9 protein-coding genes are annotated in these 14,409 nt (G+C 30.0%); 1 reads left to right on the top strand and 8 read right to left on the bottom strand.

Annotated features, from left to right (window positions below; genetic code table 11):
- Positions 1 to 84: 84 nt before the first annotated feature.
- The 3 genes from argS to Q3223_RS09110 form a co-directional block, all read right to left on the bottom strand.
- Positions 85 to 1,785, bottom strand: coding sequence for an arginine--tRNA ligase (argS, locus tag Q3223_RS09120; protein ID WP_054269243.1), 1,701 nt, complete (start codon positions 1,783 to 1,785; stop codon positions 85 to 87).
- 189 nt (positions 1,786 to 1,974) lie between these two features.
- A complete protein-coding gene (locus Q3223_RS09115) occupies positions 1,975 to 2,388 on the bottom strand; it encodes a DUF523 domain-containing protein (protein ID WP_054269242.1) in 414 nt (137 codons plus the stop codon).
- A gap of 21 nt (positions 2,389 to 2,409) precedes the next feature.
- The gene (locus tag Q3223_RS09110) at positions 2,410 to 4,788 is read right to left on the bottom strand and encodes an endonuclease MutS2 (RefSeq protein WP_054269241.1); all 2,379 of its coding nucleotides are present in this window, start codon (positions 4,786 to 4,788) and stop codon (positions 2,410 to 2,412) included.
- Positions 4,789 to 5,107: 319 nt separating this feature from the next.
- Here Q3223_RS09110 and Q3223_RS09105 point away from each other — a divergent pair, with 319 nt between their 5' ends.
- Positions 5,108 to 6,559, top strand: a complete 1,452-nt coding sequence (locus tag Q3223_RS09105; protein ID WP_167639765.1) for an aminoacyl-histidine dipeptidase — start codon at positions 5,108 to 5,110, stop codon at positions 6,557 to 6,559.
- A 338-nt stretch (positions 6,560 to 6,897) separates the two neighbouring features.
- Here the strand turns inward: Q3223_RS09105 and Q3223_RS09100 are convergent, their stop codons facing one another.
- From Q3223_RS09100 to Q3223_RS09080, 5 genes are all read right to left on the bottom strand, one after another.
- A complete protein-coding gene (locus Q3223_RS09100) occupies positions 6,898 to 9,372 on the bottom strand; it encodes a diguanylate cyclase domain-containing protein (protein WP_223152677.1) in 2,475 nt (824 codons plus the stop codon).
- A gap of 226 nt (positions 9,373 to 9,598) precedes the next feature.
- Positions 9,599 to 10,420 carry a nitroreductase family protein gene (locus Q3223_RS09095; RefSeq protein ID WP_054269239.1) on the bottom strand — a complete coding sequence of 274 codons (822 nt, stop codon included), beginning with the start codon at positions 10,418 to 10,420 and terminating at the stop codon, positions 9,599 to 9,601.
- A gap of 124 nt (positions 10,421 to 10,544) precedes the next feature.
- On the bottom strand, positions 10,545 to 11,021 hold the full coding sequence (locus Q3223_RS09090) for an 8-oxo-dGTP diphosphatase (RefSeq protein WP_054269238.1): 477 nt from the start codon (positions 11,019 to 11,021) through the stop codon (positions 10,545 to 10,547).
- 50 nt (positions 11,022 to 11,071) lie between these two features.
- Positions 11,072 to 11,656, bottom strand: a complete 585-nt coding sequence (locus Q3223_RS09085; protein ID WP_054269237.1) for an HD domain-containing protein — start codon at positions 11,654 to 11,656, stop codon at positions 11,072 to 11,074.
- Between the two features lie 97 nt (positions 11,657 to 11,753).
- Positions 11,754 to 14,255 carry a U32 family peptidase gene (locus Q3223_RS09080; RefSeq protein ID WP_284181695.1) on the bottom strand — a complete coding sequence of 834 codons (2,502 nt, stop codon included), beginning with the start codon at positions 14,253 to 14,255 and terminating at the stop codon, positions 11,754 to 11,756.
- Positions 14,256 to 14,409 lie beyond the last annotated feature (154 nt).

The raw sequence follows: 14,409 nt of genomic DNA, 5'->3' as shown, positions 1-14,409 counted from the left end.
GTTTTCGACATCCCTATATTTTACAGTTATACAAATTGCGTACTAAGTTCAATTTTATTCTTTTTATTTCAACATTTTATCGTATTACATTCTTTCTGGAGCGTGCATTCCCAACAGTTTCAGAGAATTTTCCAAAGTTTGTTTTGTAGCTAGAACTAATGCAAGTCTAGCTTTTCTAATTTCCAAATTTTCTACTAAAATTGGATTGTCATGATAAAATTTATTAAACGCTTGAGCCAAATCTAACATAAATCTAGTCACTATATGTGGTTCATTTTTCTTTAGAGCAAGTAAAATATTTTTATTAAATGATTCTATAACTCTAAGAACTTCTGCACTATCTTCATCAGCTAACAGACTATAATCTATATCAGAAGTTATTTCTTCTTCTGCTTTTCTTAAAACTGAACAACATCTAGCATGCGTATATTGAACATATGGTCCAGTCTCACCATCAAAGCTCAATGTTCTTTCCCATGAGAATGTGTAATCTTTAATTCTACTATTAGACAATTCTTGGAATACTACTGCACCAACACCTACTTGTTTAGATATTTCATCTACATTTTTGGCATTTGGATTTTTAGCTAATATAATATCCTTAGTCTTATCTATAGCTTGATTTAAAGCATCTTCTAAAAATACTACTCTTCCTTTTCTAGTTGACATAGTCCCTTCTTCAAGAGCCACCATACCAAACCCAACATGAACTAAATCTTTTGCCCAATCGTATCCCATAAGCTCAATTACTTTAAACCATTGTTGGAAATGTAAGTTTTGTTGAGAACCAACTACATATATACACTTGTCAAAATTATAAGTTTCTTTTCTATATATTGCAGCAGCTAAATCTCTTGTCATATATAATGTTGAACCATCATTCTTAGTAATAAGTGCTGGTGGCATTTTATATTCTTCTAAATCAACAATCTTTGCACCTTTAGACTCTATTAGAAGATTTTTCTCTTCTAATAACTCAATAACTTTACCCATCTTATCAGAATAGAAACTTTCCCCTGCCAAAGAATCAAATTCTATATCTAAAAGTTTATACACTCTGTTAAATTCTTTTAAACTCTCATCTCTAAACCATTGCCATAATTCTTTTGCTTCTTCATCGCCATTTTCTAATTTAGTAAACCACGCTCTTGCTTCATCTTCCATTTCTGGATATTGTTCAGCTTCATCGTGGAATCTTACATATAATTTTAGTAATTCTGGAATTGGATTAGATTCTACTACTTCCTTTTCTCCCCACTTTTTAAAGGCCACTATTAACTTACCAAATTGAGTTCCATAGTCACCTAAATGATTTATTCTTATAGTCTTGTATCCTTGTGAGTCATATATCTTATATAGGGCGTTACCTATCACTGTAGTTCTTATATGTCCTATATGGAAAGGTTTTGCTATATTTGGAGAAGAATACTCAACTATTACAGTTTTATCTTTACCAAAATCACTATGACCATAATTTTCTTTTTCCTCTAATACTTTTTTGATTACAGTTTCTGCCAATTGAGACTTATTTACAAAAAAGTTTACATATCCGCCTAATTGTATCACCTTTGTTATCTCTCCACTTGGCTCTATACTTTCTGCCAATTCATTTGCTATCATGTTTGGAGCTTTTCTAAACACTTTAGCTAATTTAAAGCATGGAAAAGCATAGTCACCCATGTCCTTGTTTGGTGGAACTTCTATAAGTGCCTCTATCTCTTCTTTCGATAAATCTTCTATTTTTTCTTTAAGGCAATTTGATATTGCTACCTTGAAATCTTGCATCTTGTTGCTCCTCTCTACATTGTACCTGGTTTATATTGTGCTTATCTCTTTATGTTAAATCAAATTTCGTGTTTTTTCAAGTATTTCATTATGTGATAAAGTACTTTAAAAATTGTACCTTTTATACAAATTCTGCTTACATTAAAAATACTATTTTTACATGCAATTTTTTATTCCTGTATTGGTTTTCTACAAATCTTTTTCACTTTTAACTTTTATGCCTTCTTCCTCAAGTAGTTTTGCTGTGACACCTTTTCCTGAAATTTTTTTACCAGAAAAACTTCCATCATAAATTAAATTACACCCACAAGATGGACTACCTTCTTTTAATATTGCTTCGCTACATACATATAATTTTGCTATTTTTAAGGTCTCTTTAGCACCCTTTACGAAGTTTTCTGTCACATCCTTATTATCTTTGGTAATTACCTTATTATCGACTATTTCAGCAGGTGGTCTTGGTGTAGATAGACCACCTAACTGTTCTGGGCATACAAGTGTAAATTCTTTGTCTTTTAAATATTCCTTAACTTTTTCATTTTCATTATTATCGCCACTATATTTACAATTTATTCCTATTAAACATGCAGATACTAATATCATAAAAATGTGCTCCCATACAAATTATTTTAGTTTAACAATTGTTACTCCTGCTCCACCTTCTCCATATTGACCACCTCTTTGTGATTTTACATGTCTATTCCTTCTTAATACATCTTGTAGTCCTGCTTTTAGTACTCCTGTACCAATTCCATGTATTACTGTTACAGATTCCAATCCTGCCACATATGCATCGTCAAGATATTTTTCAACTTCCATTATAGCTTCTTCTAGATTTAATCCTCTAAGGTCAACTTCATTTTTTATATTACCAGATTTTGACCTTATTATATTTCTTGTTGATTTAGTTACATTTGTTGAAACATCCTTGCGAGTTTTTTGTAAAGATTTAAAAGGTAGGGTCATCTTCATTATACCAATTTGCACTACTGCTTCTTTTCTCTTTTTATCCACTGACACTACACTACCATTTTGGTTTAGAGTTATTACCTTGACTTCTTCGCCTGGCTTTAGGTCTTTTATCTCTTTATTTGAAACCTTTGGAACTATCATGCTTTTTACTGTTGGTTGAAGACTTCCCATAGAACTAGTCAATTCTTTTCTAAGTTCTTCTATCTTACGATTCTTTTCTTTTGAAGCTCTTTCCTGTTCAAGATTTCTAAGTTCCTTTATTATAATATCTACTTCTTCTTTAGCTTGTCTTATAATTGAAAACGCTTCTGACTTAGCTTTTTCAACCATCTTATCTCTTTGGCTAATCAATTTTTCAAGCTTTTCATCATATTCTACCTTTAGTCTTTCAATCTCTTCTTTTAATCTTTCCGCTTCTTCTCTGTCTTCTACTGCTTTGATTCTATTCTTTTCAACATTCTGTAGTACATCTTCTAAAGCTATGTTATCTGTATTTATATATTCTTTAGCACGTGAAATTACATAGTCACTTAGTCCAAGTTTTCTAGAAATCTCAAAAGCATTCGATTTTCCTGGAACACCTATAAGTAGTTTATATGTTGGACTTAATGTTTCTATATCAAATTCAACTGCTGCATTTTCTACACCAGATTTAGTAAGAGCATAGTTTTTAAGCTCACTATAGTGAGTAGTTGCTATACATTTAGCTCCTACAGAATTTATATCTTCTAATACTGCTATTGCAAGGGCAGCTCCTTCAACAGGGTCTGTCCCTGCTCCTAATTCGTCAAATATAACTAAAGAGTCTGCTGTTACGTTTTGTAGTATTGATACTATATTCGTCATATGAGATGAAAATGTCGATAGACTCTGCTCAATACTTTGTTCATCTCCTATATCTGCAAATACATTATCATATACACACATACTACTTCCATAATCAGCAGGTATATGAAGTCCACTTTGTGTCATAAGTGCAAATAGACCCACAGTTTTTATTGTAACAGTCTTACCACCTGTGTTTGGACCTGTTATTACTAATGTATGGAAGTCTCTTCCTAAATAAATTGTATTTGCTACTACTTTTTTCTTATCTAACAAAGGATGTCTTCCATTTTTTATATTTAAATATTTATCCTCATTTAAAGTTGGTTCTATACCTCTCATTTGTATCGAAAGTTTTCCTTTTGAAAATGCAAAATCCAATCTTCCTAGTATCTCCTGATTAGAAATTAAGTGTTCACTCACTTCTCCAACCATAGCAGAAAGCTCCGATAAAATTCTTTCTATCTCTTCTTGTTCTCCTAATTTCAACTGTCTCAATTCATTGTTCATTTCTACTATAGTCATTGGCTCTATAAAAAGTGTCGCACCAGAAGATGACTGGTCATGTACTATACCAGCAACTTGCGACCTATATTCAGCTTTTACAGGCACTACAAATCTATCACCTCTTAGAGAAATTATGGCATCTTGTAAGTATTTTTGATAAGTAGTTGAACTTATTATTGAATTTAGTTTCGACCTAATGGATTGATTTTTCTGAGATATTCTTCTTCTGATATCTCTAAGTGTACTTGAGGCATTGTCAGATATCTCTACTTCACTAATTATCGCATTGTATATCTGGTCTTCTATGTCTTTATACACATATAGAGAATTTGATAGAGATTGTATTATTGGATAATTGAAATCTTCTTCATCACTGCTAGATAGACTATTTTTCAATCTCCTAGCTACTCTTAGAGTATCTGCTATCATAATTAGACTTCCTGGGTCAAGAGATGCTCCTATATACGCTCTCTTTACCTTGTCTTCTATATCATGGATACCTTCCAAACCTACTGAACCTCTCTTTATAATAATTGATTGAGCTTCACTAGTTTCTTCTAGCATAGATTTTACTTCTATAAAATCAGTATTTGGGACTAAACTTTCTATATATTTTAGACCTAAAGAAGATGAGGCTTTCTTCTTTAATAAGTCTATTATTTTATTGTATTCTAGAACTCTTAACGATTTCTCATTCATTTTCTATATTCACCATCCTCGATATTTTAACTTTTTTATTTAATTTTAAAAATGTATGTTTTCAAGCATTTCCAATAAAAACTGCAAGTTTTATTTCTTTTTCATTTCTAAAATTATTATATTTTTTCTCTTTTAGATATATTTTACACATATTTTGTATTATACTATGTATGTAGCTATCTATATATTATACATAAACATGCTTTATTTGTAATATAATCTGTTAAAAAATCTTCTTTAATATTTTTAAAGTAGTTTGTTTTAGCATGTTTTTAAAGAATAGCTACTTATATAGATAAACTAAGGAGGAACATAAGTCATGGGAAACGTATTAGAAGGATTAAAACCAGAAAATGTTTTTAAAAACTTTGAGAAAATATCTCAAATTCCTAGAGGTTCTGGAAATGAAAAAGGTATAAGTGATTATTTACTTAACTTTGGTAAAGATTTAGGTCTTGAAACTATTCAAGATGAAAGCTTAAACATAATAATAAGAAAGCCTGCTACAAAAGGATATGAGAATTGTCCAGGCGTAGTTCTTCAAGGACACATGGACATGGTTTGTGAAAAAGAAAAGAATGTTGAACATGATTTTCTTAAAGACCCTATAAAATTAAGAATCGATGGTGACATGATATATGCTACTGGAACTACTTTAGGAGCTGACAATGGTATAGCTGTTGCTATGGGTATGGCTATATTAGAAGACAACACTTTAGAGCATCCAGCATTAGAAGTTTTAGTTACTGTTAATGAAGAAGATGGTATGAATGGTGCTGATGCATTAGACCCTAGCTTAATTAAAGGTCAATATATCCTAAATATGGACTCCGAGGAGGAAGGATACTTATTAGTTAGTTGTGCTGGTGGTAAAACTTGTGTTGTTAGTTTACCTGTTGAATACAAAGAAGTTGAAGCTGACAAGCAAGGTTTATTAGTTGAAGTTACTGGACTATTAGGTGGACACTCTGGTATGGAAATTGTTTTACAAAGAGCAAATGCTAATAAAGCAATAGCTAGAGTATTAAGCGTATTAGATGTTGACTATGATTTAGCTTCAGTTGATGGTGGAACTAAGCACAATGCTATACCTCGTGAAGCTAAGTGTGTAATAGCTGTTAATAAAGCTGATGTTGAAGTTGCTAAAAAACAAATAAATGAAATTTTAACTGCATTTAAACATGAGTTCACTACTTCTGACCCTGGTATGACTTATTCAATAGCTGAAACTTCTGTAGAAAAAGTTCTTGCTAAAGATTGTAAAGAAAAAGTTGTTCAAATGTCAAGCTTAACTCCTCATGGTGTTCAATCTGTAAGCCTTGATATAGAAGGATTAGTTGAAAGTTCTACTAACTTCGCTATAATTGAAACTAAAGAATCTACTATTGAATTCTTAACTTCTGTTAGAAGTTCTGTTATGTCTATTAGAGATGAGATAGCTGATAGAATAAGACTTTTAGCTCAAGCTTTAGGTGCTGATTATGGTCTTACTTCTCAATATCCAGCTTGGGAGTTCAAAAAAGGTTCTAAATTAGAAAAAATATGTAGTGAAACTTATGAAAAATTAACTGGTAAAGTTCCTACTGTTATGGCTCTACATGCTGGTCTTGAGTGTGGATTATTACTTGATAAACTTCCTCATGCTGAAGCTATATCTATAGGACCAGATATGTTTGATGTTCATACTCCAAATGAACATGTTAGTATCCCTTCTATAGCTAATGTTTGGGATTATGTTATAGAAATATTAAAATCTATGAACCAATATTAAATCTAAAGTTTATTTGGATTGAGTCTTGGATACAATTATAGATTATAAATAAATCTATATTACACTTAGTCTATAAATTAACATTATAAAAGTTTATAGGAATAAAGCCTAATGATGCATTTTTATATTTGTCATTAGGCTTTATTATTTTACTATATATTTTTATTTGATAGATTTTTTTTTCTTTAAACTTATGTAATTCTCTACAATCAAGATATTAAATTATACTACTTAATATCTTGTACATATGTAGATTAACTCCATTCATTTTCTGGTAAACACATACTTATATGTTCTTTCATTATATAGATTATATAAAATGTATATAAAAAATTTTCCTATTCAGTAATTTTAAATCGATTTCTACCCTGCTTCTTCGAATTATAAAGTGCATCATCTGCCATTTTGTATATCTCATCATATGTCTGTCCTTGCTTTGATATTACACCGCCCATACTTACAGATATACTATTGCCATTTGGTAATTTAATGCCATGGATTTTATCATATAAAATATTACACTTTTCTATAAGACTTTCTGTATCCTTTACATTTTTAACATATATGCTAAATTCGTCACCCCCTAGGCGACCTACTATGTCACATTCATCAAAACATTTAACAAGAATATTTGCAACTGCAATCAGCATCTTATCTCCAACAAGATGACCATAAGTATCATTTATATCTTTAAAATAGTCAATATCTAAGATAAGTAAAGCTCCCCTTTCATTATGAGATAAATCATCTAAACTTTTTGTAGCCATATCCCTTATAGAAGCAGCATTAAAAATATTTGTTAAACTATCTCTTTGCGCTTTATCTAACAACCTCATTTTTTCCTCTTTTTCACAATCAATATTATGTAATTTGCCTATTGAATACACAGGAACATTCTTTTCATTATGAATTATCTTTGATGTAATTCTAACCCAATGAAACTCTCCATCAGGACAAACACAATACATTTCTGTTGAACCATTTTCTTGTTCCCTAATCAACTTAAAAAATTGTTCCCTATACTCTTTTTCAATTTCATTTTCATATTCATCTTTACTATGACTTAAACCATTAAAGACATTAACTCCATTTTCTTGCATAGCAATCGTAATTTTATCTGCTTGATAATCATATTCAAAGAAATACTCACTTGCCATCTCATATACTTCAGTATGTTTTTTAAGTTCTAAAGAAATTCTCTGATTCATACTTGTACGAGTACGAAGACTCCAAGCCATAATTATAATAATACATAATGATATACTAGAGACTATAAGAATAGTTTGAATTGGATTTTCCTGCATAATATGAATTAGAGAAAAATTTGATATATATGTAGTATTCTTATAAATAATTGATTGCATGTTTTCAGTAGGCATACTATTAATAGCCTTATTTAATATACTATATAATTCCTGTTTGTTCTGTTTAGCTACACCAAAACAAAAACGATGTGGTTCATAGTTTTGTTGAATTAGACGAACATACTTATACTTGGGTTGATTGACATAATACTGTATAGCATATCCTTCACCATATGTATAATCGGCTCTTCCACTATTTACAGCTTCAATACACTCCTCTAATGTATCATACCAAATAATATTATTAGATGAATATTCTTTATAAGAAGTATCTTTTGTAAGAGCTAAACGTTTATTTTCTAGACTATCTTCATTAATTTTATTATTAATCATCATAATATACTGTGTAGAAATAAATGGGCGAGTCATGGCTACATGACGTTCACGTGCCCTTTCATAATCATAAGACATACCAGCTACAATATCAATCTTAGAATCTTTTATCATATTGTCCAATTCTTTCTGAGATTTCACAGGTATCATATCAAACTTTAAGCCAGTTTTATCTGAGATATAATTAAGTAAGTCTATTGAAATTCCCTTTAATTTACCTGTTTTATCATCTGCATATTGAAATGGTGGATTTTTTAGTAAAACTCCTACTTGCAAAGTTTCTATATTTTTTATATATTCAGATTCCTTATTGGATAAAACTAACTCTTTATTTTCTGGTGTAAAATATTTCTCATATAATGTCTGTGAAAAATATGGGTCTGTTTGCTCAATATTAGAGATTGCTGAGTTGAGTTGTTGAGATAATTCTTTATTGCCTTTATATGTAATAAAATAGAATGGTTTAGGAGAAAATTTAGCTATAGTTCGAACACCATCTATATGATTCATACTGACATTAAGCATTGCATCTGCCTTTCCATCCTTTAATGCCTGTAACTGTTCTTCTCCTGTTTTACAAGGCACCAATTCAGGAGATATTTGATTCATTTCACAATATCTATCTAATTCTTTAATCTTATTAATTCCATTCTCTGGCACTGCAATACGCATGGTCTTTGTAACTTGTGAACTCACACTGTCAATATCTACATTGTCTTTAAGCACTTGTAATACTGTATTTACAGTCCCATAACTAGAACCTGCATAATCATATATTTTCTCTAATTGTTCATCGTATAACATTCCACCCATTAAGTCAACTTCGCCTTTTTCTAACATCTCCATAGATTTAAGAAGAGAAGTGTTTGTATCTCCTCCAACCCGAACAAACTCATAATTCCATCCAGTATACTGAGCAATTTCTTGTAAGTATTCATAGTTATATCCAGAGTATCTACCTTGTTCATCTACTTCATTTAGACCTTCTTGAATAGGATAAGCAACACGTATAGTACGATTATCATTATTCATGGCATTAATATCAAAAGGAAATATACAAAAAGTGAATATGGACACAATTATAAAAGTTAAAGAAAATAACTTTTTCAAATTCACTACCGCTTCCTCCATATAATAATATTTACAGTGTATACACTGTATAATTTTCTGGGTTTTAAAATATAAGTTAGTATAAAAAAGGACATAAAATTTCGTAAAAAATTTAATATCCTCATTCATACATAATATAATTTGATTATACTCCATTTAACTTGCCTTTACAATAAATTTGATATATTAGCAAATTATTTATCTTAATTTGATATATAATATTATTTTTAATTTATATTATATCAAGTTTAGCATCATTTCTATTTACAGTTCTTTTATATTTTACATTTGGATAACCTAATATAAATGAAGTTATAACTGCCTCATTATCATTCATTCCTAATAACTCTTTTATCTTTGGCTCTATATTTGATGCCATAACAAAGAATCCATTGTAACACATTCCTAATCCTTGCGAATAAGCCATAAGCTCCATATTAGATGCAGCTAATCCTCCATCTACATATACACTTCCACCTAAAGAAATATCACCAACAACTACCATAAGTAATGGTGCATCGTAAAATAAAGAATCAATTCCCTTTTCTTTATATCCTTTATACATTCTCTTAAATGTGTTTTTGTATATAGAACGAACAGGGTCTTCATCATCAGTATTTAGTGCCATATTGTAAAGCCCTTCTATTGCCAATTCTTTTACTTCTTTTAATTTATCTTTTACCAATATGTATCTTAGAGGCTGTCTATTTCCACCTGTTGGCGTATATCTACCAGCTTCTACTATATTTCTTATTTTTTCTTCTTCTACTTCTATGTCTTTGTAGTCTCTTATACTTCTTCTAAATTTTATGAAATTCATTAAGTTTTCAGATTCTAAGTCAAAAGTCTCATGATTGTATTCTAATACTTCACTCTTATCAAATCCCTGCATTTCTATAGAGTCTGTTGGGCAAATTGCCATACAGTGACCACAATTAATGCAAAGGATATTTTTTACCTTTGCTTTATTTTCTCTAACTTTTATTGCATTTACAAGGCAGTCTGATTCACACAAGCCACAACCTACGCATGTTTCTAAATTTATGTCTATCATTCTAGATTTTTCCTCCATTTAAAAATTTTACTTTAGTATAAAGCAAATAGTTGTCTAAGTCAATTTTTATTTTTTTAACAATATTAACTCCAAATCAAGTCTAAATTGAAAATATGTATACAAATTAAGTTAAGAAATTTACACTATAATCTTCCAATTTTCCGTTATTGTATATTATCTTTGCACTAAAAACCTTACCAGTCTTAGCCCAATTCAAAAACAATCTGTCACCTTCCCACATATTTAAGTCAAATATTTTATCATTGTCTACCCAAATTAATTTTCCTTCTTTACAATCATCCAAATCTTTTTCGGATAAGTCACCTTCAAAATCATCTGAAAAATATAAGAACATGTACCAGTCCTCATCATTCTTAAACTTTGGAAAAGTTATCAATCCTTTATATGTTAGCGAGTTAAGAGTAAGCCCAGTTTCTTCTTTAACTTCTCTAATTACACAATCTTCAGGAGTCTCTCCTTGCTCAAACTTTCCTCCAACTCCTACATATTTACCTTCATGTATATCATCTTTCTTTTTATTTCTATATAACATTAAAGTCTTTCCATCTTTTTCTATATAACAAATAGTTGTAAGCTTCATACATCCCGCCTTACTTTCTTTTCCTATTTTTTATTCGTATATTATTGGTATTATTCATTTTCATTACTCTCAAGAACATCACTGATATTCTTCATTGCATTAAGAGAAAGCTCTGCAAATTCATCAAATGGAATCCCTATATCTTCTATACTTCTCATTGCATCTCTATTTACATTTGAAGCAAATCTTGTTTCTTTCATTCTTTTAATTACAGACTTTGTTTTTACACTAGTAAGCTTTTTATCTGGATAAACTAACGCTATAGCAGTTATAAAACCAGTTATAGGGTCTGCTGCATATATAGCTTTTTCCATTAGACTAGTTCTTGTAACTCCCATTCCATCATGATGACCAAGTATTGCTCTATACATCTCTTCATCACCAAAGTTTTCTTTTTTAAGCAGTTCCACTGTTGTTGTAGCATGTCCTTCACAGATTTCCCCTGGCTTTCTCCCAACTATATCTGAATCTAAATCATGTAAAAGGCCTGCAACTGCCCACTCTTCTTCTTTTTCTGGCTCTAATCTTTTAGCTAAGTCTCTCATAACTGCTTCAACAGCATAACAATGTTTTCTCATTCTATCAGTCTCTAAATACTTAAATAAAATTTCTAAAGCTTCTTCTCTCATTTTCATTATTCCCCCTATTTTTTCATGTATATGATATTTTTATATTTTAATACACATAAATTTAAGTTTATTTATATATTTATGTATATTTTTCATATTATATCTATTCTACACCTTTATAGTAGTGTCCTGCAACTGTTCCAATTTCATCCAATTTCTTATATAAATTAGTAGCCTTTTCTCCAAGCTTAAAATCATTACTCAAAACCTCAATATGGGCTTCAATAACCTTTTTAACCATCTCACTATCTTCTACTGTAAAATCTATTCTAAACACATCTATTCCAATTTCATCTAACTCATATAGATTATCCAACATACAAGTTACCTTTGAATTGTAAATCGTACTTCTACAGAATATATCTTGTGTTATTCTATAACTTGCATCTGTAAAATCTCTTAAGGCATAGCTACTTTCCTTACATTTAGCAACTCTCTTGTCCTTTTTACAATCCCTAACAACAACTCCCATAGGGCAGTATTCCGTAATCATCATAGGAGTATATCCATATATTACTGCTTCAATTTCTACATCTGTATATTTTAAAGTTTGTTTGATTTCATTTAGATTTAATTCTTGTGATAAACAAACTGTACCTGCTCCCTCATCTTTGAAGTGATTTATACTTTCACTATTAAATGCATTTAAATAGCAATCTATATTTAAATCTTTTCCTTTAAAATATTCTATAGAACCCCAGTTACCAATTTGAACCTTATTGATTCCTTTTATATTATCTAATGTTTCAAATTGCTTATATTCCTTATTTCTAATAATTCGTGGTACTGAATATATTAATCTACTTTCAGTATTTTCAACACTAGAACTCTTTTCACCAGAAGTATTTATGTTATTTACATTTGAAACTATTGATTCTTTAGAAATATTTGATACCATTTCTAAGGCTTTTGATAATGTATTTATATCTTCATAATAAATTAAATCCACATTGTACTTTAATACTGCTTCTAATTGCTCTAAGTTCTTGACTTTAACTCTAATTTTAGGGACTGTATTAAGTCTTTTCTGTTTATTTACTCTGTCTGGTTGGTATTTTAATCTATTCTCCTTAAACTTTCTACCTTTTATTTTTATTCTTTCTTGGTCTAAAAGCTCAATGCAATCTCTTCTCATTTGATTTAGAACACTTATAGGCATACTTACACCTTCATCCAAATCAATTTCTATATCTTTTGATGTATAAGGAGTATTACCAAGCTTTTGGATTTGTGTCTCTATTTTCTCCTTGCTTAAAGCTACTTTTATAGCTTTTTCAACTATCTTTTCTCCCTCTACAATTGATGTATTCCCACAGAAATCACTTATAGAAAGCACAGGCTTTTTACCTAGTTTAATACTTGCTTTTGCTTTTATATTAGTTTTTATTAACTCCTTATCTTGTTGGAATGTAGCTTGTACTCTATCCATCAACTCACTATCTGAAGTTTTAAATATAAGCTGATTTCTCTTTGCTTCTCCAACAAAATCTAATTCTATCAAATCGCCTTTATGTGCTATTGTAGTTATATCTCCATCTTTTATTATCCTTCCAATAGTACCTCCACCTAGATTGATTCCATCACCTTTTTTAAGTGTGTTTTCTAATATGACTCTAAGCCTTTTGCTTCTTCTATTGTAATCTAAAACTTTTCCAACATATAGACCTTGATTATTAGGTCTATTGGAGTTCATTACATCCTTACCAACTTCACCTAGTATATATCCTTTTGTAAACTTTCTATTAAATATAGTATACAAATTATTTATTATTTCATCAGAAATACTTATTTTATTCTTATCTACAAATTCATTAATTGCTTCTCTATATCCTGAAACTACAGTAGCTACATATTCAGGCTTTTTCATTCTTCCTTCTATTTTTAGAGATAATACACCTGCTTCAATTATTTTATCTAATTCCTCTATAGTACTTAAATCTCTAGGACTCAACAAATAATCTCCATCACTCTTTACTACTTCACCTGTATTTATATCTATCAACTCATATTTTTGTCTACATGGTTGTGCACATCTACCCCTATTTCCAGACCTATTCCCTATCATACTACTCATAAGGCACTGACCTGAGTAACATACACATAAAGCCCCATGCACAAAGACCTCTATATCTACAGTCGTATTCTCACAAATCCATTTTATCTCATCCACATTTAATTCTCTTGCTAAAACAACTCTATCAAAGCCAACACTTTGAAGATACTTAACATCTTCTAATGAATGAGCTACCATTTGAGTACTTGCATGTAGTTCAAAATCAGGTAATAGTCTTTTTATAAGCCTTGCCATTCCTATATCTTGTACTATTAAAGCATCAATATCTATATCATATAAAAATTTTACATATTCTACAAAATCCTCTATTTCATACTGTTTTATCAATGTATTCACTGTGACAAAAACTTGTACTCCCCTTATATGAGAGTATTTAACAGCATCAATTAGCTCATTTCTATCAAAGTTGTTTGCAGATGCTCTTGCACTAAAGTCTTTACCACCTAAGTACACAGCATTTGCTCCATTTTGTACTGCTGCTTTTAATGAATCAAAAGAGCCAACTGGTGCAAGTAATTCTATTTTTTTCATATTTTTCTCCTCTATTTATACTTATTAGATTAATATAATTATCTATAACACACACACTTACATTAAATTTATACACTACTTACTATATTTAACTTGATATACTATTTACCATATACAGTATATCAAATAATAACTCATTTTTTATCAATTTACA

This window comes from Clostridioides sp. GD02367, from assembly GCF_045900275.1.
In the GTDB taxonomy this organism is placed as follows: domain Bacteria; phylum Bacillota; class Clostridia; order Peptostreptococcales; family Peptostreptococcaceae; genus Clostridioides; species Clostridioides difficile_A.
Note: the sequence above shows the minus strand (reverse complement) of the source record. Positions and strands in the feature narration are given on the sequence as shown.